The organism is Cryobacterium sp. M96 (assembly GCF_002929845.1).
Taxonomy (GTDB): Bacteria; Actinomycetota; Actinomycetes; order Actinomycetales; family Microbacteriaceae; genus Cryobacterium; species Cryobacterium sandaracinum.
Genome location: NZ_PJJS01000041.1, coordinates 1 through 26,359 on the forward strand (window position 1 = coordinate 1; position 26,359 = coordinate 26,359).

The window sequence follows — 26,359 nt, forward strand, 5'->3', positions numbered from 1 at the left end:
CGCGGGCGGCGCCCATGCGGGCGGCCGGGGACCCGGCCCAGCGTTCACCCGGCGGCACCGGTCCGGAGACGGCCGAGCCCGGCTCGATTACGGCGCCCCGCCCGATGTCGGCGCCGCCGAGCAGTGCGCTGCGGGAGCCGACCGTGGCGCCGGCGCCGATCCGCACCGGCCCGATGCGCAGCACGTCGCCGTCGATCCAGTAGCCGGACAGGTCGGTCTCGGGTTCGATGGCTGCCCCGGCACCGATGTCCAGCATTCCGGTTACCGGCGGCAGGGAGTGCAGGTCGACGTCGGTGCCGATGCGGGCGCCGAGAGCCCTGGCGTAGTAGCTGATCCAGGGGGCACCGGCCAGGCTCACGGCATCCGAGAGCAGTGCCACCTGTTCGGCGAGCCAGAGGCGCAGGTGCACCGATCCGCCGCGCGGATAGTTGCCGGGCTCCACGCCGCGCAGCAGCAGCCGGGCGGCGACGACGGAGATGGCCATTTTGCCGGGCGGGGTGACGAAGAGCACGAACCCGAGCGCCACCCACCACCAGGAGATGGTGGGCGCGAAGGAGGCGCCTGACCAGCCCGCGAGCAGGTTGTTCGCCGCCGAGAGGTAGACCAGCCAGCGCGCGCCGACCAGCACGTGCAGCGGCACGCCCAGCAGGGTGATGGCGAGGCGGCTGCGCCGGGGCACCGGCTGAACCTCCCGCACGATACTCGCCGCCGCGGGTGCGCGTCCGTCGAGCTCGTCGGCGAGGGAACCGATCCGGGGGTAGTCGTAGATGTCGGAGACTCGGGTGTCGGGGAACCGCTCGCGGACGGTCGACACGAACTGGGCCGCGGAGAGCGACCCGCCGCCGTGGGCGAAGAAGTCCGCGTCGGGGCCGTCGGCCGACACCCCGAGGATGGCGGCCCAGCCGACGGCAAGCCACGCCGCCGTCGGCGAGAAGGCCTCCGCCTGCTCACCCCCGGTGGCGGGAAGGGGCCAGGGCAGGGCACCGCGGTCCACCTTGCCGGAGGTACGCGTGGGCAGCTCGTCGACGACGTGCACCAGCGGCACGAGCGCGGCCGGCAATTCTTCGCGCAGACGAATGTTGGCGGCCGCCCGGTCGAAGAGGGCCCCCTCCACCTGGGCCAGGTAGCCGACCAGGATCTGGTTGCCGGCCGGGGTTCTCTGCACGACCGCGGCCGCTCCGGCCACCCCCGGGAGCGCGCGCAGGGCCGCCTCGATCTCGCCGAGTTCGATACGCCGGCCGCCGAGCTTGACCTGGTCATCGGCCCGGCCGACGAACACGAGACCCTCGCGCTCGTAGCGCACCAGGTCGCCGCTGCGGTAGGCGCGGTGCCAGCCCAGCTCGGTATGCGGGGCGTACTTCTCGGTGTCCTTGCCGGCGTCGAGGTAGCGGGCCAGCCCGACCCCACCGATAATGAGTTCCCCGGTCTCGCCGTGGGCCACCCGGGCACCGGCGGCGTCCACCACGGCAAGGTTCCAGCCGGCCAGAGGAAGCCCGATCCGCACCGGCCCGCGGCCGTCGAGCAGGGCGGCGCAGGCGACGACGGTGGCCTCGGTCGGGCCATACGTGTTCCAGACCTCCCGGCCGCGCACGGCGAGGCGCGAGGCGAGCTCGGGTGGGCAGGCTTCGCCGCCGAAGATCAGCAGCCGCACCCGCTCCAGCGATTCCTCCGGCCACAGGGCCGCGAGGGTGGGCACCGTCGACACCACGGTGATGCCGTGCTTGATCAACCACGGGCCCAGGTCGACCCCCGAGCGCACCAGGGAGCGGGGCGCCGAGACGAGGCAGGCACCGTTCCGCCAGGCCAGCCACATCTCCTCGCAGGAGGCGTCGAAGGCCACAGAAAGGCCGGCCAGCACCCGGTCCGCGGGACCGATCGGGTCCGACCGGAGGAACAGGTCGGCCTCCGCGTCGACGAACGCGGCGGCGGAGCGGTGGGCCACCGCCACCCCCTTGGGTACCCCGGTGGAGCCCGAGGTGAAGATCACCCAGGCATCGTCGTCGGGGGCCGGCATGGCGCCGATCGTGCCGGCGAGGGCCAGGTCGTCCCCGGGCGCCAGCATCCGTTCGGCGAACATCTCCGCGTCGATGCCGGTGCGCACCTCGAACACGCCGCCCGCCCCGATCACGCCCACGACCCGGGCCTCGCCGAAGACGAGCCGGGCGCGTTCCTCGGGGTCGTCGGCGTCGACGGGCACGTAGGAGGCGCCGACCAGGAGGGTCGCCAGAATGGAGAGATACAGTTCCCGGGTTCCCGACGGGATCCGGATGCCGACGGTGTCGCCGCGGCGCACCCCGCGGCGACTGAGCTGCTCCGCCTGCTCGGTGACCAGGCGCACCAGATCCCGGTAGTTGATCGCCCCGTCGACGTCTTCGAGGGCGAGCGCGCCCGGATGCCGACCGGCGGTCGCGAGCAGGATGTCGACCAGGGTGCGGGCCGGCGCCGCGCGGTGTCCGGCCTCGAGCACGTCCTGGCCGGGCTCAATCGGGGTCAGGGTCACGCAGGCTCCTCGTCCAGGTCACGGTGCCAGCCACCGCGCGCCACCAGTTTAGAACCCGCAGGTAACAGGGAGGTGTCCGGTTACGATGACACCGGCGACGGGTGCCGCGACGCGTCAGATCAGACCATGGCGGCGGAAGGCGTTCCAGACGCCGTCGCCCTGCACGGTGGTGGTGACCTCGTCGGCGTAGGCCTTGACGGCATCCGAGGCGTTGCCCATGGCGATGCCGACCCCGCAGACCTGCAGCATCTCGATGTCGTTGCTGCTGTCACCGATGCCGAGGGCGGATGCCGCGTCGAGGCCGAGCCGGTCGAGGAGCCGCAGGATCGTGGAGCCCTTGTTCACACCATTCAGCGTCACCTCGCCGCTGCCGCGCCCCATGTGCGGGATGGTTCCGGTGATGACATGGAAGTCTCCGCTGAGCGCGTCCGACACCCGGTCGTACGCCCGGAGGTCGCCGGCGAGGAACACCGACTTCGCGATGCCCGTGAGGCTGAAGGGGCGCACATCGGCGAAGGCCTTCAGCGCCGGGTCGACGGCACCGGTGACGGATGCCGTCGCATACCCGGCTCCCGCCTTCCGCTTTTCGCCGGACGCGTAGTAGTCCGCGAAGCGGTCATGCACGCCGGGGCTCGGAAACAGCTCGTCAAAGGACTGCAGGTAGAAGTCGTACCCTGACTCCTCATAGAAGCTGATCATGCGGGCCACGGCCGCTTCGGGCATCGTGCGTTCGATCACGAGCTCATCGCCGATCTCCGCGAACCCGCCGCCGGAGCTGATGAAACCGTCGAATCCGATGTCGCGGATCGCGGGGTAGATCTCCACGGACGCCCGTCCGGTGCTGAGGTACACCAGGTGCCCGTTGTGCCGGGCGGCGCGCACCGCGTCGATCGCCGACTCCGCGATCATCGAGCCGGTCTCCATGAGCGTGCCGTCGGCGTCGACGAACGCGATGCGGGGGGAAATCATGAGGCACTCCAGACGAGGTGGTCTCCGGGACGTGTGCATCATCGGAGACGACCGGAGTGTGGTGATCGTATACATCGACGCTAGCTGCTGAGGCGTGTACCGCGTGACCGGATAACATCGGCGAACCGGTCGACAGAACTGTCGCCTAGCCTGAAGGGGTCCGGATGATCGTCTGACCGACACCGTCAGGGCTGCGGGCCAACGACGCCAAACGGCGCTCAGCATGCCCGAACCAGAAATGAGAAATACCATGACCGTTTCGAACAAAGTCGCACTCGTCACCGGAGCCGGGCAGGGAATCGGACGCGGCATCGCACTCCGCCTCGCCCAGGACGGCTTCGACATCGCCGTCGCCGACCTCGACTTCCAGGCAGAAAAGGGGGCCGGTGTCGTCGCCGAAATCGAGGCTTTCGGGCGCAGGGCCGTCTTCGTCACCGCCGACGTCTCCAACCGCGATGATGTGTTCGCCGCCGTCGACACCGCGGCCGAGAAGCTCGGCGGATTCGACGTGATCGTCAACAACGCCGGCATCGCCCAGGTCACGCCCATGCTCGAGGTCACGGCGGACGATCTGGAGAAGATCTTCCGCATCAACGTGAACAGCGTCGTCTGGGGGATCCAGGCCGCGGTCGCGAAGCTCGACGAACTCGGCCACGCCGGCAAGATCATCAACGCCGCCTCCATCGCCGCCATCCAGGGCTTCCCCATCCTCGGCGCCTACTCGGCCTCGAAGTTCGCCGTCCGCGGCATCACTCAGGCTGCCGCCCAGGAGCTCGCACCTCGGGGCATCACGGTCAACGCCTACGCCCCCGGCATCGTCGGCACCGGCATGTGGGACCTGATCGACGAGAAGCTCAGCGCCATCAACGGCAAGCCGCTCGGCCAGAACCTCAAGGAAAACGTCGACGGCATCGCGCTCGGCCGCATCGAGACCCCGGAGGACGTCGCCAAGATCGTGTCGTTCTTCGCCGGCCCCGACTCCGACTACGTCACCGGCCAGGTCCTGCTCGTCGACGGCGGGATGCTCTACAACTAGGGCCTGGAGCGCCCCGGGGAACGACGCTCAGTGACACCCGGAGGCGAGGTTGGGAGCAATCCGGACCTCGCCATCCGTGCGCGGAGGCTGGGTGTCCCTGGAAGGATTCGAATCCCCAACCGGTTCCCGGCCGTCGCCCTATTTCTTCTTCTTCGACTCGCTGTCGTCACTCGTTCGTCTGTTCAGCCGCAACCGTCGGCCGATCGCGATGCCCTCTTGTACCTTGTCAGCGGCCTTGTCGCTCTTGCGGGTGTCCCGCGGCGGCAGCTGAAGTTCTTCTTCTGCGGCGATGCCCGCCTGCAGCTCACGGCCTTGTTCCAGCTCGGCGTCGAATTCGGCACCGAAGAGCAGGGCGAGGTTGGCTATCCACAGCCAGAGCAGGAACACCACGATGCCGGTCAGGGAATCATACGTGCGGTCGTAGTTGGAGAAAATGGTGACGTAGAGGCCGAACAGGAATGAGGAGATCACCAGAGTGAGGAATGCGAGTAACGCACCCAGGCTGATCCATCGGAACTTGGGCTGCTGGGCGTTGGGGGTTGCCTAGTACAGGATTGCGATCCCGGCTGAACGCGCCGACGCACCCGGATGCCGACCACAGCGCCAACAGGATCCCGACGACGAGGGCGACGCCGACCGCCGGCGACGAGCTGAACTGCCCGAGCGGGGAACTGTGGGCAGGGCTGCGGTCGACGCTGCAGCGCTTTCACTGGGGATATCGCGAGGCCGGGTCTACGTCCCGATCAAGCGTCACCAGGACGGGACGGGGCTGCTGACGCAGCACATACCGCCAGGACGGCTTGGCGATCTCGCTCAGCGAGTCGGGTTTGCGGGAATCGTCGGGCGCCGGTGCTCGCTCGCTTTTTTCGCGCACGCTATTTTTGCCATGGGTGCTCTCCTCGGCTTCGCCAGCGATCGATTCGTGCGCGCATCCGTTGCGCCGCCGCGGAGTCAGTTCGATTAGTTTCATTGACTCCGGGAAGGAATTCAAACCAAATCTGCACATCAGGTCAAACACACTATTTCCGTGACGAAACGGGAAATTCCCCGACTTTAAAGGAGGAAGTCGACCGCTCCGTGGACACGTCGACACAAGGGCGATGTGCTGGTCGGTCGGCATCGACCGATGATTAGTGGTGCCCCTGGAGGGATTCGAACCCCCAACCGTTTCCTTAGGACGGAACTGCTCTTCCGTTGAGCTACAGAGGCTGGCTACTGAAGTTTAGTGGTTGTCTGCCGGCGCCGCAGCGCACCGCTGCGACGCGCTTACGTCGGCGGGTACAGGAAGAGCGGAACCTCACTGGCCGACACGGTGCGCGTGTTGTACGCGTGACTGCCGTTCCAGTTGTATTCCTCGAGAATGACCGAGCCGTCGCTGTTGACCGACTGCACGTAGGCCACGTGGTTGTAGTTGAACCAGGCGACCGCGCCGACGACGGGAGTGTCGCCGGTGGCCCAGCCCTGGTCAGCCCAGGCGCTGGCCCAGTTGCTCGCGTTGCCGCCGCTGGGGGTGAGCTTGCTCCAGGTCCAGGTCCACGGGGAGCCGGTCGACCCGGCGTCGCGGTTGAGCCGATATGCCACGAAGTCCACGCATTCGCGGTAATAGTAGCCAAGCGGAGACAGCCCGCCGCCCTGGGTGTCGGTGGCCCGGTCGAACCACGGGTAGTCGTCGCCCTTGGCACGCACGCTGTATACAGCGAAGTCGGTGGCAGCCGATCGGGCTGCCTCGGCGGTCTGCTGGGCGGCCAGTGCACGCTTGGCCTCGGCATCCCGCTGGGCGAGTTCCTCGCTCGTGGTCGCCGTGAAACCGTCGCGAGCGACGGTGATGGCTGCGGCGCCACTGTCCACCGTGACGCCCTGCGTGTCGGCAACCCGCGGAGTCGTCGAGGCGGTGTCGCTCGCACCGGGCGCGAACGCATAGGCAGGAAGGCCGGCGGTGAGGAACAGTCCCGGAATGGCCAGCAGGGTCACGGCGATTTTCATGGGCCGCCGGCGGCGCGACCGGGGCACCGGGCGGCTGACGGCCGGTGCGACCCGCGGGGAAGCGACCGGATTGAGCCGGTTGCTCCGCGCCGCGATCGATGCCTTTTCGAGGTCCAGAGCCTTGGTTTCCGCCACCGCAACCGCATCGGGAATGCGCACAGCCACCGGCACGTCCATGCGCACCGGAGTGTTCACGGTGGCGTCGGCTCGGGTCTCTGCCGCCTCACGCTGCGCACGCAGTTCGCGGCGCGAGAGCGGAAAAATCGGGGTCTCTGGCGAACCAGAAGTGCCGGGTACGCCGGGTTGGGGCAAAAGAAGATCCTCTAACGCACCGAGATCGAGGTTCGGTGCTCCTCAACCATAGGCGACGGCGATCGGGAAGTCACCTTGGCGCGTTACATCCCTGTTACATTCGCGGGTCAGGCGGCAGGAGCAAGGAATTCATCCCACTGCGGTAACGGCCGCTCAGCGCCGCGCACCACCCAGGTCGTGCCGACCGGCAATCCCGGGTGGAACAAGAGTTTCCAGCCCATCTCGGCCGGCGTCCGGTCGCTTTTTAGGTTGTTGCAGCGCAGGCAGCAGGCCACGAGGTTGTCCCAGGTGTCCCGACCTCCGCGCGACCGAGGCATTACGTGGTCGATCGTGCTGGCGGTCTTGCCGCAGTACCCGCAGCGATGCTCGTCCCGGCGCAACACGCCGCGACGGCTGACCGGCACGGCCCTGGACCGAGGGATGCGCACGTAACGCGTGAGCAAGATGACGCTCGGTCGCTCCCAGGAACCGGAGGCGGCACAGATCGGATGCCCCTGGTCGGCCTGCACGATCGTTGCCTTGTGATTCATGACCAGCACGAGTGCTCGTTTGAAGGACACCACGGCAAGGGGCTCATACCCCGCATTGAGGACCAGTGTGCGCATGCGTTCCCTTTCGAAAAGGGCTGGACGGCTTCCAGCCATTCGAACTACGACAGTCAGTGAGAAGGAGCGAACAGGCAAACAAAAAGGGCGCCGTCACCATGACAACGCCCTACCGGCCACACGGTGTCCCTGACACGCGCAACTCAAGTTTGCTCGACTGCTCTGCCGCAACGCGGAGCGGCAGCGCACATCCATGGTGTGGATCGTGCGCCGCTCGCGCATGGGCTCTCCCGAAAACTCGCAAAACATCAGAGCATCAGGTTAACCCACATTCGGCGCCACCGCGAAGTGCGGGACGCCGAATGTGCTAGGTGTTACGAAACATTCATCTGGCAGCCGGCCGGCTCGGATCTTCCGGCAGGCTCAGATGCCGAGCCGCACGATGTAGTACGAGCTGGTCCAGATCGGCTGCACGCGCACGGCCGCCCCCTCATACGGCGCATGCAGGATGTTGCCGTTGCCTGCATAGAACCCGTCGTGGCCGTCCATGATGACGAGGTCACCCGGCTGAGCCTCAGATTCGGGGATTCGGGTGCCCGCCGCGCCCTGCCCGGTCGAGGAATGCGGCAGCGAGATGCCGAACTGCGCGTAGACGTACATGATGAAACCGGAACAATCGAAGCCGGCCGGGGTGGCCCCGCCGTAGACATAGGGGACACCCTGGTAGCCGGCCGCGACACTGTAGACGGATGCCAGGTCGAAATTCGGGTATGCCGGGGCAGCCAGGTAGTCGGCCGACGACGGACCGGAATACGACGCGGCATAGGAGGTCATCGCGGCCGCGGCTTCCTGTCGGCGCCCCTCGGCTGCCGCTGCCTCGGACGCGGCAACGGCCGCCGCTGCTGCGGCCGCTGCCGCCGCCAGTTCCTCGGGGGTGGTGGCGGTGAACCCGTCGCGCGCGACGCTCACGGTATCGGCCGCGGCGGCGACCGCCACGGACTGCGCACCCGATTCGGTCAACTCGGCCGAGGCCGTTGACGCGTACTCCTTTTCGGTCGGCGCGAACGCATAGGCCGGGATGGCCATGGTCGCGACGAGGCCGCCGGCGAGAGTCATGAACACGATGTTCGCCACGGCGCCTCGGCGGCGTGACCGCCGGCCGGAACGGGGACTGGCGGCCCGATAGTGGCTGAGCTCCGCGTGTTCATTGTCGTTGGTGATGGGAGGGCTGGTGATGGATCCGGTGGTGGCTACCGAGTTCGGGGCTCGACGAAATACCTTCTTACCTAATGCGGCCAAAGTGATTACCTCCGACGCCTCGACAACACTAGGTAGTTGCCCCGTCCACTGCGCTCGTCGCGTGTGTAAGGAACGAATCAAGAGACGGGCAAGAAAGGCGTCTTGATCCGTGTCCGTCGACCGGAATCTGGACTGTGGACGACTCCAAGCTAACTGACGCTCATCCGTTTGTCACGCCGCAGGCTACTTTTTCTAACATATTGATAACAAAATTGTGGGGCGAGTGATCAATGGTGACGGGGCAGGCGGTGACCGCCGAATGGCTAGGCGACCGCTGCCGGCGTGGCGACGAAGATGTGGCCGGCGACCTCGTTGGGCAGTTCCAGTCCGTCCTCGAACCCATGCACCTGCACGAGCACATAGGAGCCCACGGCGGAGAAAACCCCCGTGGCCCCGGGGAGTACACCGAAGTTTTTCAGCTGGGCCAGGAGCTCGGGGTCGACCTGAACGGGTTCGCCCAGACGGCGCACCACGGCGGTGACCGGACCGGCAGATCCGGCGACCAGGTCGACGAGGCTTGTCACCCCGGCCATGAACGCGACGGCCGGCGAATCGCCCAGCTCATCGAGGCCGGGGATGGGGTTGCCATACGGAGACTCGGTCGGGTGATCGAGCATCTCCAGAATTTTGCGCTCCACCCGCTCACTCATCACATGCTCCCAGCGGCATGCTTCGTCGTGGACGAATTCCCATTCGAGCCCGATTACGTCGCTGAGCAGGCGTTCCGCAAGCCGATGTTTGCGCATCACATGCACGGCCTTGCTGCGTCCGTCGACGGTGAGCTCGAGGTGCCGGTCGCCGGAGACGACTACGAGGCCATCCCGTTCCATCCGGGCCACGGTCTGCGACACGGTCGGCCCGGAGTGCCCGAGGCGTTCCGAGATGCGTGCTCGGAGGGGAACGATGTGCTCCTCTTCGAGATCGAGAATCGTGCGGAGGTACATTTCGGTGGTGTCGATGAGATCCGTCATGCCCAGCGTTCCTCTCGGCTCGGTACGTACTGCCCAACCTTATCGCCGCGAGAGCGGCCGTTAGAATCGCCCTATGTCGAACCTGATAATTCCCACGGAACTTCTGCCCGATGATGGACGATTTGGCTGCGGCCCGTCGAAAGTTCGAAAAGGACAACTCGAACACCTCTTAGAGTTCAGCGCGAGTGTGATGGGCACCTCCCATCGCCAGGCACCCGTCAAGAACTTGGTCGGTCGCGTGCGCACCGGCCTCGCGGACCTCCTTCGCGCCCCTGCCGGTTATGAAGTCATTATCGGCAACGGCGGGTCCACCGCGTTCTGGGACGCCGCCGCGTTCTCCCTTATTCTCCGCCGCAGCCAGAACCTCGTCTTCGGCGAGTTCGGCGGCAAGTTCGCCGCGGCCGCGGCCGCTCCGTTCCTCGAAGCGCCCGACGTGGTCAAGGCCCCGGCCGGATCGCGCAGCGAGTTCGTCGTGACCGAGGGTGTCGACGTCTACGCCTGGCCCCAGAACGAGACCTCGACCGGCGTCATGGCTCCGGTCACCCGCGTGGTTGCCGACCCCAACGCCCTGACGGTGATCGACGCCACCAGCGCGGCGGCCGGTATCGACTACGAGGCCGACCAGGCGGATGTCTACTACTTCGCGCCGCAGAAAAACCTCGCCTCCGACGGAGGCCTGTGGATGGCGCTCTTCTCCCCCGCCGCGATCGAGCGCGTCGAGCAGATCGCCGCGAGCGGGCGCTACATTCCCGAGTTCCTCAGCCTGAAGAACGCGATCGACAACTCGCGCCTCAACCAGACTCTGAACACTCCGGCCGTGGCCACGCTTCTTTTGATCGAGAACCAGCTCGACTGGATCAACGGAAGCGGCGGCCTGGCGTGGGCGTCCGCGCGCACCCTTGAATCGTCATCCGTTCTCTACGACTGGGCCGAGAGCGTGCCGTTCGCGACGCCGTATGTCACCGACCCGGAGCACCGGTCACAGGTGGTCGCGACGATCGACTTCGACGACGCGATCGATGCCGCCGCCATCGCCAAGACCCTGCGCGCCAACGGGATCTCCGACACCGAGCCCTACCGCAAGCTCGGCCGCAACCAGTTGCGGGTTGCCACCTTCACCGCGATCGAGCCCGGAGACGTGCGCCAGCTCGTCCGCTCGATCGAGTTCGTGGTGCAGAACCTGGGCAAGTAGGCCTCGACATGCGGCTCTGGCTGAGAGACAGTGAGCGTCGGCCAGACCCGCTGCCGGCTCGAACGAATTCCCGCAAGGCTTTCCTTGCGGGCTCCGCCGGCTGGCTAGTGGCGCTCGCGCTCGCGCTCGTCTTCCGGGACGACCTCGCCGCCGCCGGGGTGGGCTGGTGGCTCTGGGCTGCCCTCATCGGCCTCGGCCTCGGCCTGCTCGGGATTGCCTGGGTACGGTTCCGGCGCCGTTAGGGCCGCACCGAAGTCGATCCCGTCAAGCACATCTTCGCCGCGGTCTTCGTCGTCGTCTGACTCGTCGCCGTCGTCGCCGTCATCGTCGTCGTCAGATTCGTCCTCGTCGTCAGATTCGTCGTCGTCGTCCGATTCGTCATCATCGCCCAACGCCTCGGCGTCGGCCACGGCCGCAGCCAGTTCCTGGGCCGTGCGGTAGTCGGCCAGGCGGTCAGACCACGGCACCCACTCCGGCGCGATCAGGGCGTCGTTGCCCGGCGTGAGCTCGGCTTCCAGAACCGACGGCTCGGAGCTCTTGTCCACCCGGGCGAGGGTGACCGTCCAACGCCAGCCCGGGTAGCCGGACAGGTTGCAGTCGAACAGCAGCGAAAGCACATGCTCGCCTTCGACAAGGTGGCCGAGGGGTTCGCCGATGCTGTCGGCCGGCGTGATCTCCAGCAGCGCGGTGCGCGCCTGGTCGACCGCGGACAGCAGGCGCTCGTCGGCAGCGGCCTCAGGCATCGAGTTCCTCCGCGACCTTGCGCAGCATGGCCGCGATCTTGTGGCTGTGGGTTTTGTCGGGGTAGCGGCCGCGACGCAGGCTCGCTCCGATGCCGTCGAGGAGTTTCACCAGGTCCTCGACAATGACGGCCATGTCGTCAGCCGGCTTGCGGCTGAGTTTGACCAGGCTCGGCGGTGCCTCGAGAACGCGAACGGACAGCGCCTGAGCGCCCCGCTTGCCGTCGGCGATGCCGAATTCGAGCTTCGTTCCTGCCTTGACCGTGACTCCGGCGGGCAGTGCAGAAGCGTGGAGAAAGACCTCGTGGCCGTCATCAGAGGAGATGAAGCCGAAACCTTTCTCCTCGTCGTAGAACTTGACCTTGCCGGTGGGCATCTGGACCTCGCTGGATTCCGGGCGCGCGGATTGCGCGCCAACCACCCCCAGCCTATTCGGTCGGACCGGTTCCCGCCCCGTATCCTTGAGTCTGTGACCAATCAAATTCCACCCGCCGCGAGCCGGCTCGAACGCATCCTTGCTTACATGGTTGCGGGTGTGGTGGGTCTGTCCATCCTCGCGTTCCTTGCCGTCATCCTCGGCACAGCGGCCGGGGCCGGGGCGGACAACGGTTTCGGCCAGGGGGTCTGGCCGGCGGTGCTTGCTTTGCCGCTGTTTGGATTGCCTCTCGGATTCGTGCTGATCATCGTCCTCATGGTGATGTCCGGCATGCGTCGCGCTCGTGAGGCACGACAGAATAAGGAGTAGCAATGCTCACACTCGCTTCGCGCCTTCGGGCGCTGGATGACGCAACGTTGCGTCGCACGATCGACATCCGCATGGTCTCGGCCACGGGCATCCGTGATTTCTTCGACCTGGCCGAGGCTCTCCTCGAACCAACCGCAATCCAACGGGTGCTGGCACGGCTCGATCGGGCCACCCTCGCCGTTCTCGCCGTCGCCGGTGAGCTCAGCCAGGGAACGGAGGTCGGCACGGCTGCCGCGCCGTCGCTGTTCGACCTCGCCGAGCGCCTGTCCGAACTGGCAGGTTCGCCCGTCGACGTGGCCGAGGTCGCCGGCCGTGCCGCCGAATTGGACTCCCTCATGCTCGCGCGCCTGACCGACGGGCGTTTCAGTTCCTACCCGGCGGTGGCCGCGCAACTGCTGACCTGGCCGGACCTGGGCCTGCCGACCGCGCTCGAGCTGGCTTCGACGCCAGCACCCGCGGCGCTGGCCAGTGTCGACACCACCGATACCCGCTTCACAGACCGTCTCGCGGCGGAGCGTGCCTTCGCCGCGGTGTCCTCCATCGCCGAACTGGTCACCGAGCTCGCCCGCGAGCCGGCCAGGGAGCTCAGCCGGGGCGGGCTCGGCCTGCCCGACACCAAGCGTCTGGCCGCCGTGATGGGGGTCGAACTCGAATTCGTGCCCTCCTTCGTCGCGACCGCGGCCCGAGCCGAACTCATCGCCCATTCCGACGGCTACTGGAATGAAACCGAAGCCGGCGAGGCCTGGCTGCTCGAGAGCACCGCCCGCCGCTGGGCAACCCTGGCCGACGCCTGGCATGCGGCCCTGCCGCCGGATGTGCGCGGGATACTCGCCCGCCGGCCCGGCGTGTCCTGGGGCGACGTGCTGCGCAGCTTCGTGGCCTGGCTCTACCCGGCCGGCGGCCAGTGGATGGACGACCGGGTCACCGAGTTCGCCGAGGACGCCGAACTGATCGGCATCACCGCCCACCAGACCACCAGCCCGGCCGGTGCATCGGTGCTGGCCGGTGACCTCGAGGCGGCCGTCGCCACCATGGCGGCCGCGCTGCCGGCGACCGGCGGCGCGGTGTACCTGCAGAACGACCTGTCGATCGTGTCCCCCGGACCGCTCGCCCCCTCGATCGACAGCCGCCTGCGGGGGCTCGCCGACGTGGAGAGCCGGGAACTCGCCCTGAGCTACCGCATCACCGCCAACTCCGTGAACCGCGCCCTGGCGGCCGGCGAAAGCGCGGAGTCACTGCTCGATTTCCTGCGCACGGTCTCCCTGACCGGCATCCCACAGCCCGTCGACTACCTGATCCGGGAATCCGCCGCCCGCTACGGGCGCGTGCGCGTCGGCCCGACGGACCCGATGGAGTCCCCGGCCCAGGCCTATGTCCAGTCCGACGACGCGGCCCTGCTGAGCACCATCGCCGTGGACCAGACGCTCGCCTCCCTCGGCCTTGTGCCCGCCGAGGGCAGCCGACTGACCAGCCGGTTCCCCTCCGACGTGATCTTCTGGGCGCTCAGCGATGCGCGCTACCCCGTCGCCGCGGAGGACGCCACCCATGAGATCGTGCACCTGCGCCGCCACCAGCTCGCTCGGGTCGTGCCGGTGGACGCCCCGGATCCGGCCGTCACCCTGGTCGAGAGGCTACGTGCCGCCGATGGCGGCGAGGGCCAGGCAGCGGATGCCTGGCTCGCCCGCCAGCTCGACCTGGCAATCAAGGCGAAGCAGACCGTCGTCGTCAGCATCGCCATGCCCGGCGGTGTGGTGGTCGACTATCTGCTCGAGCCGGCCAGTGTGGGCGGCGGGCGTTTCCGGGCCCGAGACCGTCGCGCCGACATCGAACGCACGCTGCCTCTGTCCAGCATTATCAGCATCACGCCGGCGCCGTAGGTGCGGGCCTTCACGCTGACCGGGCGTAGGATTAACGGCTATGTCTGATGGCCCTCTGATCGTCCAAAGTGACCGTACGGTTTTGCTCGAAGTCGCCCACCCTCTTGCCGAGGATGCGCGCCACGACCTGGCCGTGTTCGCCGAGTTGGAGCGTGCCCCCGAGCACATCCACACCTACCGCATCACCCGGCTGGGGCTGTGGAATGCCCGCGCCGCGGGGCACGACGCCTCCAACATGCTGGCCACGCTCGAAAAGTACTCGAAGTTCGCCATCCCGCAGACCGTCAGCGTGGACATCACCGAGACGGTCGGCCGGTATGGCCGGCTCATCATCGAACGTGACACCGAGGGTCAGCTCATCCTGCAGAGCAACGACCAGGCCGTGCTCACCGAGATCGCCGGGGCCCGGCGCATCGCGCCCCTCCTGATCGGGCATCCGTCGCCGGACTCGTTCCTGGTCGAGCCGTGGGCGCGCGGCCAGCTCAAACAGGAACTGGTGAAACTGGGCTGGCCGGCCGAGGACCTCGCCGGCTACACGCCGGGAACGCCGCATCCGATCGGTCTTTTGGAAGACGGTTGGGCGCTCCGGGACTACCAGAACAAGGCCGTCTCCAGCTTCTTCGACGGCGGCTCCGGCGTGGTCGTGCTGCCCTGCGGGGCCGGAAAGACGCTGGTCGGCGCCGGGGCCATGGCCACCGCCAAGACCAACACGCTCATCCTCGTCACCAACACGGTCTCCGCCCGTCAGTGGCGCGACGAACTGCAGAAGCGCACGACCCTCACCGCCGACGAGATCGGCGAGTACTCCGGGCAGGTCAAGGAGGTCAAGCCGGTCACGATCGCGACCTACCAGATCCTCACCGCCAAACGGAAGGGCGAATACGCGCACCTCGAGCTACTCGACGCCATGGACTGGGGCCTCGTCATCTACGACGAGGTGCACCTGCTGCCGGCCCCCGTGTTCAAGCTGACCGCGGAGTTGCAGGCCCGCCGCCGCCTCGGCCTCACCGCCACCCTGGTGCGCGAGGACGGCCGCGAGGGCGACGTATTCAGCCTGATCGGCCCGAAGCGGTTCGACGCGCCCTGGAAGGAGATCGAGGCCCAGGGCTTCATCTCCCCAGCCTCCTGCTTCGAGGTGCGCATCGACCTGCCCCAGTCCGAGCGACTCAGCTATGCCGCCGCCGCCGACGACGAGCGCTACCGGATGGCCGCGACCGCACCCGCGAAGCTCGACGTCGTCAAGCGCCTGGTAGCCAAGCACCCCGGAGAACGCATCCTCGTGATCGGACAGTACCTCGACCAGATCGACGAGCTCGCCGAGGCCCTGAATGCCCCCAAGCTCACCGGTGCGACCCCTGTCGACGAGCGCGAGCGCCTCTACCAGGCCTTCCGAGTCGGCGAGGAGAACCTGCTCGTGGTGTCAAAGGTCGCGAATTTCTCGGTCGACCTGCCGGAGGCCACCGTCGCCATCCAGGTTTCGGGTTCCTTCGGCTCACGCCAGGAGGAGGCGCAGCGCCTCGGCCGGCTTCTGCGGCCGAAGGAGTCCGGTCTGTCCGCGAACTTCTACACGCTGGTGGCCCGCGACACCGTCGACCAGGACTTCGCCCAGAACCGCCAGCGCTTCCTCGCCGAGCAGGGCTATAGCTACACGATCCTTGACTCGCAGAATCTGGACGCGCAGGTCGTCTCCGTCTGACCGGCGGTGAAACGGCCGGTCAGGCGGTCGGAGAGGAAGCCTTCCGGCGGGCATAGCGCAGGAACAGCATGTCCCCGGCGGTCAGCACGTGCAGCAGGGACATCTCCCGGGTGATGGCGGCGGGACCGGCGGAGATCCGTCCGGCCGGGCCGCCCTCGAGCACGGGGCTGACGGTGAGGCACAGCTCGTCGACGCAGTCGGCGTCGATCAGCGCACCGAACAGGTTCGGCCCACCCTCGCAGAGTATCTGCGCCAGACCGCGCCGAGCCAGCTCCGCCCGCATCAGCCGCGGGTCCACGACGTCCTCCCCGCAGACCAGCACGTCCGCCACCTCTGCGAGCTCCGCGCGTCGCCGCAGCGGTGACGCCGCGTGCGTCACGACCAGCGGCCGCACGGCGGCGTCCGCGAACAGCGAGTGGCTCGGCTCGAGGTCCAGCCGTGAGGACACGATGGCGACGGGCAGCTGCGCCGGAAGTCCGTGCCGGACCCGCCACGCGGCATCCGCGGGGCCCTGACGGATGCCGACGTACCCCTCGGCGCGCACCGTGCCCGCACCGACCACGATCACGTCAGCGAGCATCCGAAGGGTATCGAAGACGAGCCTGTCGTCGGCGTTCCCGAGCCCGCCGCTCACACCCTCCCGGGTGGCGGCGCCGTCGAGGCTGGCGATAAAATTCACTCGAAGGTGCGGCAGAGTGCGGTCAGGCACCCGGTAACGGATGATCAGCTCGTCACGATCCAGCATCGTCAGACCAGGTTGTGGCGCACGTACGCCGGTTCGCGGAAGCCCAGGATCGCCTCGGTCATCCGCACGGCGTCGACCGCGGCGACGACGTTGTGCATCCGCACGATCCGGGCGCCCTGCAGGATGCTGTAGACGGCGGCGGCGAGCGATCCCGCGATCCGGTCGCCCCGCTCACGGTTCAGCGTCTCCCCGATGAAGTCCTTGTTCGAGACTGCGACCAGAGTGGGGTAGCCGAGGGCGGTGATCTCGCCGAGCCTCCGGGTCAGCTCGAGCGAGTGGTAGGTGTTCTTGTTCAGGTCGTGCCCGGGGTCGACGATGATGCGGGATGCCGGGACGCCGCGACTCCGGGCCAGCTCGATCCGTTCATCCAAGAAGGTTGCGACCTCGTGCACCACGTCGCCGTAGGTGGGCCCCGGCCACGGTGTGCGCGGCGGCGCGAGGCTGTGGGTGATCACCAGCGTCGCGTCGCTGTCCGCGACGACGTCAGCCATGGCCGGGTCGTGCACCCCGGTGGTGTCGTTGATCACGTGGGCGCCGGCGGCCAGGCTGGCGCGCGCCACGGCGGGATGAAAGGTGTCGACGGAGATGACGACGCCCGAGCCGCGCAGGGCCTCGACCACCGGGACGACCCGGTCGATCTCCTCCTCGATCGGAATGGACGGGCCGGGCGCGAATCTCGCCCCGCCGATGTCGACCCAGTCGGCGCCGTCCAGGATGGCGCGCCGGGCGGCCGTGACGGCCTCGTCAAGAGCGAAGGTCGCCCCCTTGTCGTAGAAGGAATCCGGCGTGCGGTTGACGATGGCCATCACGGCCACCTCACGGGAAAAATCGAACAGTCTCTCCCCGATCAGTCGCCGTGGATGGATCAGGTCGGGCAGCGCCGGGCCAGGTCGAGTGGTCGCGTTGTCCATGTCAGGTCCTTCAGTCGGGTGCTCCGGCGAGAAGTTCGTCCAGTTCAATGCTCTCATCCGCAAGCCGGGTCGTGTCGACCCGCACCTCCGTCCGGATGAAGCGCTGCACCGTCTCGTTGACGTCCCACACGTTGACGTTCATGCCGGCGACGACCCTGCCGTCCAACACCCAGAACGCAATGAATTCCCGCCTCGCCGGGTCACCGCGAAACACGACCTCCGCATCCCGGGCAAGTGCGCCGTACCCCGAGTATTCCATCCCGAGGTCGAACTGGTCGGTGTAGAAGTACGGGATCGCGTCGTAGCTGACCGCCTGGTCAAGCATCGAGCGGCCGGCCGCGGCGCCGGCCCGCTCGGCGTTGTCCCAGTGCTCGACGCGCAGATGGTGCCGCAGCACGGGGTGGAAGACCGTGGCGACGTCACCCACCGCGTAGACGTCCGGGTCGATGGACCGGAACGCCGCGTCGACGACGATGCCGTCGTCGACGGCCAGGCCCGCGTCCCGGGCCAGGTCCGTGTTCGGCACCGCGCCGATGCCGATGACGACGACATCGGCCGAAACGACCTCGCCGCCGGGGAGTCCCACTCCGGTGACCCTCCCCTGCGTCCCGATCAGTCGGTCGGCCTGAGTTTCCATCCGCAGATCCACCCCGTTCACGCGGTGCAGCTCCGCGAACACCGACCCGACCTCGTCGCCGATCACCGGGGCCAGCGGCACGCCGTCCCGCCCGAGCACCGTGACGGTGTTGCCGTAACCGCGGGCGGCCGCGGCGACTTCGAGACCGATCCAGCCGGCCCCGACGATCACGACCCGGCGGTTTCCCGGCTCCAGCTCGGCTCGGAGCGCCTGCGACTCGCCGACCGTGCGCAGATGGTACACCCCGGCCAGGTCTGCGCCCGGGCCGGGAAAGCGCCGTGACGACGCCCCCGTCGCGAGGAGCAATCTGTCGTAGCGCACGGATTTGCCCTCCCGCAGGGTCAGCTCGTGAGTGTCGAGCGCCAGCCCGGTCACCCGGGCACCCAGCCGCACGTCGATGCCCCGCTCGTCGTACCACGGTGCCGGGTGCACGTCGATCGTGTCCCGGGCGGCCCGCCCGGCCAGGTAGTCCTTGGAGAGGGGCGGCCGCACGTAGGGGTACTCAGTCTCCCCGGCCAGCAACACGATGCTCCCGTCGAACCCCTCGGAACGGATGGCCTCGGCCGCTCTGGCCCCGGCCAAGCCGGCCCCCACAATCGCAAAAGTCGGAACAGTCATTCTGGTCTCCCCACGCCGCGGCCGTCTGGTTTGATCACCAATCTACTCGCCAGCGCGCATACCGGGCATTTTCAGTGAACCTTCAGCTAACGCGCAGATAATAAACTCATGACTGACGGCCCACGCATCCTTATTGTCGACGACGAACCCAATATCCGGGATCTCCTCACCACCAGCCTGCGTTTCGCCGGATTCGCCGTGCGAGCCGTCGGAAACGGCGCGCAGGCGATCTCCGCCGTCCTCGAGGAAGAACCCGACCTCATCATCCTTGACGTCATGCTGCCGGACATGAACGGTTTCGGAGTGACCAAGCGCCTGCGGTCCGCCGGCTACACGGCCCCGATCCTCTTCCTCACGGCGAAGGACGACACCGAAGACAAGATCACCGGCCTGACGGTCGGCGGCGACGACTACGTCACCAAGCCGTTCAGTCTCGACGAGATTGTGGCCCGGATCAAGGCCATCCTGCGCCGGACCATGCAGGCCGACGAAGACGCGATCATCCGCGCCGGCGAACTCACCATGGACCAGGACACCCACGAGGTCCTGGTCGGCGACGCCCCCATCGAACTCAGTCCGACCGAGTTCAAGCTTCTGCGCTACCTCATGCTGAACCCGAATCGGGTCCTGTCGAAGGCTCAGATCCTGGACCATGTCTGGGAGTACGACTTCAACGGTGACGCCGGCATCGTCGAGTCCTACATTTCTTACCTCCGCCGCAAGGTGGACGCGCACTCGACCGAACCCCTCATCCAGACCAAGCGCGGCTTCGGCTACATGCTCAAGGCCGCCAAGGCGTAGACACAGGCTGCGCTCATACACTGGTTTCCTATGCATCAGTCACTTATGGAGCGGTGGAGCCGCATTTCCCTGCGTTCCAAAATCACGGGTGTCACGGTCCTGATGCTGACGCTCGGCCTGCTCGTCTCCGGCATCGGCACGATGGCCATGCTTCGCCAATACGTGGTCCAGCAGGTCGATTCGCAGCTGCAGATCGACGCCCAGTCCGCCTCGAACAGCTATTCGGCGGCGGCTCTCGGCCAGGGCACTACAGCCGTGGTCTCTTCGGACTACTACGTCGCCCTGTATGACGAGCACGGCAGCCTCGAGGACCACACCTGGCGGGATGTCCCCCGCAGTGAGCTGCCGATCCTGACCGCACCGCTCGACCTGCAGACCGTGATGGAGCTCGACGGCAAGACGATGACTCTGGTGGACTCGGCACACGACACCGAGTTCTTGGCGGTCGCCGTGCCGCTCGTGATCTCGCCTCAGGGAACCTTGGGCACGCTGGTCATGGCGGTCTCGTTGAGGCCGACCGAGAACACCATGGCCACCTACCTCACCATTTTCTTGGGGTTCGGGCTCGGGGTCGTGCTGGTGGGCGCCCTGCTCACCCGGCTGCTGGTGACCACCACCTTTGCACCGCTGCGAGAGGTGGAGCGCACGGCCGCGGCCATCGCCGATGGCGACTTCAGCCAGCGGCTCGGCGGCGCCACGCCCAACACCGAGGTCGGGCGCCTCAACCGATCGCTCAACACCATGCTGAGCCGCATCGACCGCCTGTTCAAGGACCGCGCCCGCACCATCGACCAGATGCGCCGCTTCGTCGGCGACGCCAGCCACGAGTTGCGCACTCCCCTCGTCTCGGTGCGCGGCTACGCCGAGCTCTACCGAATGGGTGCCTTGCAGGCCCCGGAAGAAATCGCACTGGCCATGGAGCGCATTGAGAAAGAAGCGATCCGCATGGGCGGCCTCGTCGAAGACCTGCTCGAGCTGGCCCGGCTCGACGAGACAAAGCCGCTTGCCCTCGCGCCGGTCGACCTGATGCCGCTCGCCCGTGACGCGGCCCTCGACGCCATGGCCTCCTCCCCCGGTCGCACCATCACCGTCGTCACGCCGATCCCCGCCGAGATCGAGGACAGCACCGAACGCCCCGCCATCGACCTCGCTCACTCAACGGGAGAAGTCCCCTCCGCTGCCGCACCAGGTTCGAAGCCCGACGAGCCGAACCAACCGGCGGGCGGATCCGTCTCTTTCGCCGGGGCAACCCTCGCGCGGCTGCGCACCCGCAAACCACGCAAAGCGGATGTTACGCCGCCGGCTCCGGAACAGACTCCGGTGACCGAGCCCGGCACCGTGCAGGCCGTGGTGATGGCCGAGGAGAACAAGATCCGCCAGATCATCACGAACCTGATGGGCAACGCGCTACGCTTCAGCCCGACGGACAGCCCGGTCGAGCTCGAGGTCGCAGTCGACCGCCGAAACCAGCGCGCCTCCATCGCCGTCATCGACCATGGTGAGGGTATCCCGCCGCAGATCAGGGAGAAGATCTTCCAGCGCTTCTGGCGTGCGGACACCTCCCGTGCACGGGAGACCGGCGGCAGCGGGCTCGGCCTGGCGATCGTCGCCTCGATCGTCGCCAGCCACAACGGCACCGTCCAGGTCGTGGACACCCCCGGCGGCGGCGCAACGTTCCGGGTCTGGTTCCCACTGGCCTGTTCTCCGAGCGCGCCCCAGCGCGTCGCCCCCGTCATCACGTCGTAGCGCGTGCCGCGGCGTCAAACCCCCGCGGTTCCTCCCCCGCGGTCCGGGAGGATGATTTGCCATGGCACAACGGCAGCCAACGGGAACGGCTGCAGGCGGCTCCGTAGTCTGATCGGTATCTTCCCCTGCCGAAAGGACCCCCATGACCCGCTATCAGGTCGACAGCGAAGCAGTGCTCCACACCACCTCCGTGGCGCGCGCCACGATCGGGCGCATCCAGGGCGAGGTCGCCGGGCTCATCGCCCAGCTGACCGCGCTGGAGGGCTCGTGGACGGGCCAGGCCGCCACCGCGTTCCAGGCGGCGGTCTCGGACTGGCGTGCCACCCAACAGCAGGTGGCCCAGAGCGCGGAGGGATTGAATCTGGCCCTGAACCAAGCCGGCCAGCAGTACGCCGAGATCGAGCAGGCCAACGCGCGCCTCTTCCTGCGTTAGCCGCGACGGCCTGCGCATTGGCGACGCCTGTTTTGACGACATCTGTTTTGCCGACGCCTGTTTTAGCGAGGCCTGCATTAACGACACAGGGCGCCTCCCGGCGGAGGCGCCCTGTGTTGTGAAGCGGTGAAGCGGTGTGGACTTAGAAGTCCATTCCACCGCCCTGGTCGCCGGCCGGAGCAGCGTTCTTCTCCGGCTTGTCGGCGACTACGGCCTCGGTGGTGAGGAACAGTCCGGCGATCGACGCTGCGTTCAGCAGCGCGGAACGGGTGACCTTCACCGGGTCATTGATTCCGGCCGCGAGCATGTCGACGTACTCACCGGTCGCGGCGTTGAGGCCCCAACCGATCGGCAGGTTGCGCACCTTGTCGGCGACAACGCCCGGCTCCATGCCGGCGTTGAGGGCGATCTGCTTGAGTGGAGCGTCGATGGCAACCTTGACGATGTTCGCTCCCGTTGCCTCGTCGCCGACCAGCTCGAGCTTCTCGAACGCGGTCTTGCCGGCCTGGATCAGCGCAACGCCACCACCGGCGACGATGCCCTCTTCGACGGCAGCCTTCGCGTTGCGGACGGCATCCTCGATGCGGTGCTTGCGCTCCTTGAGCTCAACCTCCGTCGCGGCGCCGGCCTTGATGACTGCGACTCCGCCAGCGAGCTTGGCGAGACGCTCCTGGAGCTTCTCGCGGTCGTAGTCACTGTCGGTGTTTTCGATCTCGCTGCGGATCTGCTGGACACGTCCGGCGATGGCTTCGGGGTCTCCGGCGCCTTCGACGATGGTGGTCTCGTCCTTGGTGATGACGATCTTGCGCGCGTTGCCGAGGAGGTCAAGCGTGACGTTCTCGAGCTTGAGACCGACCTCTTCGCTGATGACCTGTCCACCGGTGAGGATGGCGATGTCCTGCAGCTGGGCCTTGCGACGGTCGCCGAAGCCGGGAGCCTTGACGGCGACCGACTTGAAGATTCCGCGGATCTTGTTCACCACGAGCGTGGCCAAGGCCTCGCCGTCGACGTCCTCGGCGATGATGAGGAGCTGCTTGCCGGTCTGGATGACCTTGTCCACGATGGGGAGCAGGTCCTTGATGTTGGAGACCTTGGAGTTGACGATCAGGATGTAGGGGTCTTCGAAGACCGCTTCCTGACGGTCGGGGTCGGTCACGAAGTAGGCGGACAGGAAGCCCTTGTCGAAGCGCATGCCCTCGGTGAGCTCGAGCTCGGTGCCGAGAGTGTTCGACTCCTCGACGGTGACAACACCCTCCTTGCCGACCTTGTCGATGGCCTCGGCGATGATGGCGCCGATTTCGGCGTCACCGGCGGAGATGGAAGCGGTGGCCGCGATCTCTTCCTTGGTCTCGACCTCTTTGGCGTTGGCGATGAGCTCAGCGATCACGGCGGCCGTGGCCTTCTCGATGCCACGCTTGAGGCTGATCGGGTCTGCTCCGGCCGCGACGTTGCGCAGGCCTTCACGAACGAGCGCCTGAGCCAGGACGGTGGCGGTGGTGGTTCCGTCGCCCGCGACGTCATCGGTCTTCTTGGCGACCTCCTTGACGAGCTCGGCACCGATCTTCTCGTACGGGTCGTCGAGTTCGATCTCCTTGGCGATGGACACGCCATCGTTGGTGATCGTGGGAGCGCCCCACTTCTTTTCCAGCACCACGTTACGTCCGCGCGGGCCGAGGGTGACCTTGACAGTGTCAGCGAGGATGTTCAGGCCACGCTCAAGGCCGCGACGGGCCTCTTCGTTGAAAGCAATGATCTTTGCCATATGTGTTTCTCGTCCCTCCCGGACGTTACCAAAACGGTGATGGGTTGGCACTCAAACAGAGAGAGTGCCAAGTAGATTCTGGCACTCTGGGGTCGAGAGTGCAAGTGAACGGCAAGGTGCCGCGGCCGCGGCTACGGCACCAGCACAACCGTGCCTCGGTCCGACGGCACCAGCTCGATCCAGGTGTTACCGGCGGCGAGACGAATCGTCACGCCGAAGTCATCGACGAGACGGATGGGGGCGGTCTGGTCGGCCTTGGACCAGACCGCATGCACGGACTTGCCGCCGGCCGACACCCAGGCTTCCCCCGAACCGATCATTGTCGTCGTGGGAACATCTCCGTAGGTGCCGTCGATCGCGACCCGCAGGACCAGGACGTTGGTCGCCCGCAGCTGCGCACCGGTGGCGTCGAGGTCAGGTGCGCCCTCCTGCGAGCGCAGGTAGGCAGCACCGGCCGCATCCCACGTCCAGCCGGGCCAACGGGCGGTGGAGAAGGTGGAGTTGATCGCCGCGACGGGCGCGCCGTCGACGGCCGCGGACGATCCCTGCACGGTCGCGGAGTAGGCAAATTGCTGGTTCGGCGGCGGCACGGTGGCGTTCCGCGCGACGAGCGCTGAGGCCTGGAGGATGACGTTGTGCGGGGCTTCCCGGTCATCCGAACGCGCGAAGAGGCCGGTGTCGTCGGTATCGAAAGCGGCGCTGACGACATCCGTCGCGTCCATCAGGTCGATGAATTTCTGTTGGCCGCCGGAATAAGCCGCGATTCCGCCGAAGGGCGCGATGATGTCCGGGTCCATGGGTCGGATCGATCGCACCGGCCCGACGAGTTCAGGCACGTCGGAATGCCAGACCGCGACATAACGGGTCAGCCCGCCCTCGACCAGTTCTTCGAAGACGATGTCGGCGCGCTCGAGAGAGAGCTGCGGCCTGGCCGCTTCGTGGTTGTCGATCTTCACCGAGAGGGCAGGGTTCTGGAGGCTCCCGGCCGGCACACTCGTGCCACGCAATGGGGCGACCGCCGGGTCTGCGGCCGACTCGAAGGTGGAGTTCCAGGGCGTGCTGGTCGAGCTTGCCGGCGGCTTCGGCGCGTCACTGGCGCATGCGGAGACCAGCAGAAGGGGCGGCAGAAGGACGACCCCGAGCATCCGGATGGACCGGATTCTCGGTGCCGCACTTCGTCGCTGCGCTTGAACCACTATTTTCGTTGTCACGCCCCAAACCCTAACGCGGCTGCACTGCCGCGCACACATGCCTGGGAGCGACCCGACCCTGCGGTCGACCGCTGGAACATCCCCCGCTGGATCAGATCGGACGAACCGCTTCTGCCTGGGGCCCCTTTGCCCCTGTACCCAGTTCGAAGATGACGTGCTGTCCCTCTTCCAGAACCTTGTAGCCGTGCATGTCGATGGCCGAGTAGTGGACGAAGACGTCCTGGCCACCTCCATCGACGGTGATGAAGCCGAAACCCTTTTCAGCGTTGAACCATTTGACGGTTCCGTTCGCCATGTATAACTCCTTGTTGCTGTGAATTCGTCGACACGCGCCCGCTGGCCGTACCGGGCCTGGCGCAAGGATTGCGTCCATTGCATTCGACCGATGGAATACGTCTCCTGCGAGAACGCCCGGACAAACAAAATGAGGGACCAACGCCCAATTTACGGAAGCTCCGGAAGAACGAAAGGGGGTTGACGCGCGAGCGCCGGACGTATAGGCGACGGCTATTCGGCCGGCTCGTAGTCGGCGCCGACAACAACGGTCAGGTCCGCTGCGGAATCGGCGAAATCGCTTGAAAGCAGCACCTCCGAGCCGGGCAGTGACTCCGCGACTCCGCGGGCCGCTCCCTTCAGGGCCGCGTCGGCGTAGTAAACCGTCGTCGTCTGCACATCCTCCGTGCTCGCGTTGTCCAGCTCTTCGATCGTCCAGCCCTCCGCCTCGAGGAGATCGCCAACGGACCGGGCGATCCCCTCGCCGGCGGTCCCGTTTAAAACGGTCACGGTCGAGTCAGGGTCCACGGTCGCGGCCGGCGTCGGCACCGGCGCCGGCGCCGGAGTGTCACTCGGAGTGGCGCTCGGCTCGGCCGTGCTGTCAGCAGTCGTCGCCGTGCCCGGCAACTCGAAGTTCAGGTTGTTGTTCAGGACGGCCAGGCCGACGACTCCGATTCCGACCAGCAGCACGGTTGCGCCAAGAGACCACCACACTGCGACCCAGCCGCGCCCTTTCTTGCCGGGCGCGCGGTGGGCCCCCACCCGCTCCAGGAAGTGCGGGAAGTGGTCGAAGCGGTCTTTAGCGTAGGAATTCGGCATCGTGAGGCTGGTCAGATCCTTTGTAGTGGTGATGAGACACGGGAAGGGTGCAGGTCAGGGAGTCAATCGGTGGACTGTAGCGACCGGCGGCCCCTTGCCTCCGACCGGGCGTCGCGCAGCCGCTGCAGGCGTTTCACCAGCATCGGGTCGTGGGCCAGGGCCAGCGGCGAGTCGATCACAACCCCCAGTAGTTGATAGTACCGGGCGGCCGAGAGGCCGAACTCGGCCCGGATCGCCTGTTCCTTGGCGCCGGCATGCTTCCACCACTGCCGCTCGAAGGCGAGGATCAACCGGTCGCGCGCGGACAAGCCTGCCGGCGAGGAGGACTCCGAGGCAGGCTCCGCGGGAGTCGACGAGCCGGGAGCTCCGTCCACGTGCCACCTCCCTCGATCTCTGCAATCCTAATTGTCGATGCCTGCGTACTCGCTGGGCCGTTGGCCGTGCTGTCCAAGGTGGAAAATCCTGCCGGGCTCCTGATCGAGGAATACCACCGCGGTCTGGCGAGTTTAGTGTTGATACGGACAGATTTCGGCCTCTC

The 26,359-nt window shown here is 67.2% G+C and carries 26 protein-coding genes, 1 tRNA gene and 1 pseudogene; 9 read left to right on the forward strand and 19 right to left on the reverse strand.

Annotated elements, in window-relative coordinates:
- Positions 1 to 2,500 (reverse strand): amino acid adenylation domain-containing protein (locus CXY79_RS05310; protein WP_369827937.1); only part of this gene is annotated, 2,500 nt, incomplete at its 3' end.
- A 114-nt stretch (positions 2,501 to 2,614) separates the two neighbouring features.
- Complete coding sequence (locus CXY79_RS05315) at positions 2,615 to 3,469, reverse strand: Cof-type HAD-IIB family hydrolase (RefSeq protein WP_158250230.1); 855 nt, start codon at positions 3,467 to 3,469, stop codon at positions 2,615 to 2,617.
- Positions 3,470 to 3,719: 250 nt separating this feature from the next.
- Here CXY79_RS05315 and CXY79_RS05320 point away from each other — a divergent pair, with 250 nt between their 5' ends.
- Complete coding sequence (locus CXY79_RS05320; protein ID WP_104100116.1) at positions 3,720 to 4,505, forward strand: acetoin reductase; 786 nt, start codon at positions 3,720 to 3,722, stop codon at positions 4,503 to 4,505.
- Positions 4,506 to 4,643: 138 nt separating this feature from the next.
- Here the strand turns inward: CXY79_RS05320 and CXY79_RS05325 are convergent, their stop codons facing one another.
- The 7 genes from CXY79_RS05325 to CXY79_RS05350 form a co-directional block, all read right to left on the reverse strand.
- Positions 4,644 to 5,012 carry a YihY/virulence factor BrkB family protein gene (locus CXY79_RS05325; protein ID WP_369827943.1) on the reverse strand — a complete coding sequence of 123 codons (369 nt, stop codon included), beginning with the start codon at positions 5,010 to 5,012 and terminating at the stop codon, positions 4,644 to 4,646.
- A 199-nt stretch (positions 5,013 to 5,211) separates the two neighbouring features.
- Positions 5,212 to 5,523 carry a hypothetical protein gene (locus CXY79_RS16405; RefSeq protein WP_233191272.1) on the reverse strand — a complete coding sequence of 104 codons (312 nt, stop codon included), beginning with the start codon at positions 5,521 to 5,523 and terminating at the stop codon, positions 5,212 to 5,214.
- A gap of 116 nt (positions 5,524 to 5,639) precedes the next feature.
- Positions 5,640 to 5,714 (reverse strand) — tRNA-Arg (locus CXY79_RS05330).
- A gap of 57 nt (positions 5,715 to 5,771) precedes the next feature.
- Positions 5,772 to 6,800 (reverse strand): CHAP domain-containing protein, encoded by a 1,029-nt coding sequence (locus CXY79_RS05335; RefSeq protein ID WP_146068091.1) that lies wholly within the window; start codon positions 6,798 to 6,800, stop codon positions 5,772 to 5,774.
- Between the two features lie 107 nt (positions 6,801 to 6,907).
- Positions 6,908 to 7,405, reverse strand: coding sequence for an HNH endonuclease (locus tag CXY79_RS05340; RefSeq protein ID WP_104100118.1), 498 nt, complete (start codon positions 7,403 to 7,405; stop codon positions 6,908 to 6,910).
- Positions 7,406 to 7,768: 363 nt separating this feature from the next.
- Positions 7,769 to 8,479 carry a C40 family peptidase gene (locus CXY79_RS16160; protein ID WP_233191274.1) on the reverse strand — a complete coding sequence of 237 codons (711 nt, stop codon included), beginning with the start codon at positions 8,477 to 8,479 and terminating at the stop codon, positions 7,769 to 7,771.
- 428 nt (positions 8,480 to 8,907) lie between these two features.
- On the reverse strand, positions 8,908 to 9,615 hold the full coding sequence (locus tag CXY79_RS05350) for a metal-dependent transcriptional regulator (protein WP_104100119.1): 708 nt from the start codon (positions 9,613 to 9,615) through the stop codon (positions 8,908 to 8,910).
- A gap of 73 nt (positions 9,616 to 9,688) precedes the next feature.
- Here CXY79_RS05350 and serC point away from each other — a divergent pair, with 73 nt between their 5' ends.
- Positions 9,689 to 10,807 (forward strand): phosphoserine transaminase, encoded by a 1,119-nt coding sequence (serC, locus tag CXY79_RS05355; RefSeq protein ID WP_104100120.1) that lies wholly within the window; start codon positions 9,689 to 9,691, stop codon positions 10,805 to 10,807.
- Between the two features lie 8 nt (positions 10,808 to 10,815).
- Positions 10,816 to 10,986, forward strand: a pseudogene (locus CXY79_RS05360) (DUF2530 domain-containing protein); the annotation flags it as partial.
- On the opposite strand, the gene CXY79_RS05365 reads toward CXY79_RS05360, so the two are convergent.
- Positions 10,912 to 11,550 carry a DUF3027 domain-containing protein gene (locus CXY79_RS05365; protein WP_233191276.1) on the reverse strand — a complete coding sequence of 213 codons (639 nt, stop codon included), beginning with the start codon at positions 11,548 to 11,550 and terminating at the stop codon, positions 10,912 to 10,914. The pseudogene CXY79_RS05360 and the gene CXY79_RS05365 sit on opposite strands and share 75 nt — an antisense overlap.
- Entirely contained in the window at positions 11,543 to 11,923 is a 381-nt protein-coding gene (locus CXY79_RS05370; RefSeq protein ID WP_104100195.1) for a cold-shock protein, read from the reverse strand. Before CXY79_RS05370 ends, CXY79_RS05365 begins: the two co-directional genes overlap by 8 nt.
- 93 nt (positions 11,924 to 12,016) lie before the next feature.
- Here CXY79_RS05370 and CXY79_RS05375 point away from each other — a divergent pair, with 93 nt between their 5' ends.
- Genes CXY79_RS05375 through CXY79_RS05385 form a run of 3 tightly spaced genes read left to right on the forward strand, consistent with a single transcriptional unit; the run spans position 12,017 to position 15,865 of the window.
- Positions 12,017 to 12,292 carry a hypothetical protein gene (locus CXY79_RS05375; protein ID WP_134342241.1) on the forward strand — a complete coding sequence of 92 codons (276 nt, stop codon included), beginning with the start codon at positions 12,017 to 12,019 and terminating at the stop codon, positions 12,290 to 12,292.
- A gap of 2 nt (positions 12,293 to 12,294) precedes the next feature.
- Positions 12,295 to 14,169 carry a helicase-associated domain-containing protein gene (locus CXY79_RS05380; RefSeq protein WP_104100123.1) on the forward strand — a complete coding sequence of 625 codons (1,875 nt, stop codon included), beginning with the start codon at positions 12,295 to 12,297 and terminating at the stop codon, positions 14,167 to 14,169.
- A 40-nt stretch (positions 14,170 to 14,209) separates the two neighbouring features.
- Complete coding sequence (locus CXY79_RS05385; protein WP_104100124.1) at positions 14,210 to 15,865, forward strand: DNA repair helicase XPB; 1,656 nt, start codon at positions 14,210 to 14,212, stop codon at positions 15,863 to 15,865.
- A 19-nt stretch (positions 15,866 to 15,884) separates the two neighbouring features.
- Here the strand turns inward: CXY79_RS05385 and CXY79_RS05390 are convergent, their stop codons facing one another.
- From CXY79_RS05390 to CXY79_RS05400, 3 genes are read right to left on the reverse strand one after another with little or no spacing between them, the layout of a single operon-like run.
- Positions 15,885 to 16,610 (reverse strand): pyrimidine reductase family protein, encoded by a 726-nt coding sequence (locus tag CXY79_RS05390; protein ID WP_104100125.1) that lies wholly within the window; start codon positions 16,608 to 16,610, stop codon positions 15,885 to 15,887.
- 2 nt (positions 16,611 to 16,612) lie between these two features.
- Positions 16,613 to 17,521: a dihydropteroate synthase gene (gene folP, locus CXY79_RS05395; RefSeq protein ID WP_104100126.1), complete on the reverse strand. Its 909-nt coding sequence runs from the start codon at positions 17,519 to 17,521 to the stop codon at positions 16,613 to 16,615.
- Between the two features lie 10 nt (positions 17,522 to 17,531).
- Complete coding sequence (locus CXY79_RS05400) at positions 17,532 to 18,776, reverse strand: NAD(P)/FAD-dependent oxidoreductase (protein ID WP_104100127.1); 1,245 nt, start codon at positions 18,774 to 18,776, stop codon at positions 17,532 to 17,534.
- A gap of 108 nt (positions 18,777 to 18,884) precedes the next feature.
- Here CXY79_RS05400 and CXY79_RS05405 point away from each other — a divergent pair, with 108 nt between their 5' ends.
- The 3 genes from CXY79_RS05405 to CXY79_RS05415 all read left to right on the forward strand — a co-directional run bounded on the left by CXY79_RS05405 (position 18,885) and on the right by CXY79_RS05415 (position 21,756).
- Positions 18,885 to 19,577, forward strand: coding sequence for a response regulator transcription factor (locus CXY79_RS05405; protein ID WP_104100128.1), 693 nt, complete (start codon positions 18,885 to 18,887; stop codon positions 19,575 to 19,577).
- Between the two features lie 30 nt (positions 19,578 to 19,607).
- Entirely contained in the window at positions 19,608 to 21,323 is a 1,716-nt protein-coding gene (locus CXY79_RS05410; protein ID WP_104100129.1) for a cell wall metabolism sensor histidine kinase WalK, read from the forward strand.
- Between the two features lie 142 nt (positions 21,324 to 21,465).
- On the forward strand, positions 21,466 to 21,756 hold the full coding sequence (locus CXY79_RS05415; protein ID WP_104100130.1) for a WXG100 family type VII secretion target: 291 nt from the start codon (positions 21,466 to 21,468) through the stop codon (positions 21,754 to 21,756).
- Between the two features lie 142 nt (positions 21,757 to 21,898).
- Here CXY79_RS05415 and groL read toward each other — a convergent pair whose 3' ends face one another.
- The 5 genes from groL to CXY79_RS05440 form a co-directional block, all read right to left on the reverse strand.
- Positions 21,899 to 23,518: a chaperonin GroEL gene (groL, locus tag CXY79_RS05420; protein WP_104100131.1), complete on the reverse strand. Its 1,620-nt coding sequence runs from the start codon at positions 23,516 to 23,518 to the stop codon at positions 21,899 to 21,901.
- Positions 23,519 to 23,649: 131 nt separating this feature from the next.
- Positions 23,650 to 24,729, reverse strand: a complete 1,080-nt coding sequence (locus CXY79_RS05425; protein WP_158250231.1) for a DUF3048 domain-containing protein — start codon at positions 24,727 to 24,729, stop codon at positions 23,650 to 23,652.
- Positions 24,730 to 24,820: 91 nt separating this feature from the next.
- The gene (locus CXY79_RS05430) at positions 24,821 to 25,024 is read right to left on the reverse strand and encodes a cold-shock protein (RefSeq protein WP_104100133.1); all 204 of its coding nucleotides are present in this window, start codon (positions 25,022 to 25,024) and stop codon (positions 24,821 to 24,823) included.
- Between the two features lie 212 nt (positions 25,025 to 25,236).
- Complete coding sequence (locus CXY79_RS05435) at positions 25,237 to 25,821, reverse strand: LytR C-terminal domain-containing protein (protein WP_104100134.1); 585 nt, start codon at positions 25,819 to 25,821, stop codon at positions 25,237 to 25,239.
- A gap of 62 nt (positions 25,822 to 25,883) precedes the next feature.
- Positions 25,884 to 26,195, reverse strand: a complete 312-nt coding sequence (locus CXY79_RS05440; RefSeq protein ID WP_104100135.1) for a DUF3263 domain-containing protein — start codon at positions 26,193 to 26,195, stop codon at positions 25,884 to 25,886.
- Between the last annotated feature and the right edge of the window lie 164 nt (positions 26,196 to 26,359).

Coding starts and splice junctions, on each gene's coding strand:
- CXY79_RS05430 (WP_104100133.1), bottom strand. CDS start 25,024: ATGGCGAACGGAACCGTCAAATGGTTCAACGCTGAAAAGGGTTTCGGC.
- CXY79_RS05370 (WP_104100195.1), bottom strand. CDS start 11,923: ATGCCCACCGGCAAGGTCAAGTTCTACGACGAGGAGAAAGGTTTCGGC.
- CXY79_RS05410 (WP_104100129.1), top strand. CDS start 19,608: ATGCATCAGTCACTTATGGAGCGGTGGAGCCGCATTTCCCTGCGTTCC.
- CXY79_RS05380 (WP_104100123.1), top strand. CDS start 12,295: ATGCTCACACTCGCTTCGCGCCTTCGGGCGCTGGATGACGCAACGTTG.
- CXY79_RS05320 (WP_104100116.1), top strand. CDS start 3,720: ATGACCGTTTCGAACAAAGTCGCACTCGTCACCGGAGCCGGGCAGGGA.
- CXY79_RS05340 (WP_104100118.1), bottom strand. CDS start 7,405: ATGCGCACACTGGTCCTCAATGCGGGGTATGAGCCCCTTGCCGTGGTG.
- CXY79_RS05390 (WP_104100125.1), bottom strand. CDS start 16,610: ATGCTGGATCGTGACGAGCTGATCATCCGTTACCGGGTGCCTGACCGC.
- CXY79_RS05415 (WP_104100130.1), top strand. CDS start 21,466: ATGACCCGCTATCAGGTCGACAGCGAAGCAGTGCTCCACACCACCTCC.
- CXY79_RS05435 (WP_104100134.1), bottom strand. CDS start 25,821: ATGCCGAATTCCTACGCTAAAGACCGCTTCGACCACTTCCCGCACTTC.
- CXY79_RS05315 (WP_158250230.1), bottom strand. CDS start 3,469: ATGATTTCCCCCCGCATCGCGTTCGTCGACGCCGACGGCACGCTCATG.
- CXY79_RS05365 (WP_233191276.1), bottom strand. CDS start 11,550: ATGCCTGAGGCCGCTGCCGACGAGCGCCTGCTGTCCGCGGTCGACCAG.
- serC (WP_104100120.1), top strand. CDS start 9,689: ATGTCGAACCTGATAATTCCCACGGAACTTCTGCCCGATGATGGACGA.
- CXY79_RS05350 (WP_104100119.1), bottom strand. CDS start 9,615: ATGACGGATCTCATCGACACCACCGAAATGTACCTCCGCACGATTCTC.
- CXY79_RS05405 (WP_104100128.1), top strand. CDS start 18,885: ATGACTGACGGCCCACGCATCCTTATTGTCGACGACGAACCCAATATC.
- CXY79_RS05385 (WP_104100124.1), top strand. CDS start 14,210: ATGTCTGATGGCCCTCTGATCGTCCAAAGTGACCGTACGGTTTTGCTC.
- CXY79_RS05400 (WP_104100127.1), bottom strand. CDS start 18,776: ATGACTGTTCCGACTTTTGCGATTGTGGGGGCCGGCTTGGCCGGGGCC.
- groL (WP_104100131.1), bottom strand. CDS start 23,518: ATGGCAAAGATCATTGCTTTCAACGAAGAGGCCCGTCGCGGCCTTGAG.
- folP (WP_104100126.1), bottom strand. CDS start 17,521: ATGGACAACGCGACCACTCGACCTGGCCCGGCGCTGCCCGACCTGATC.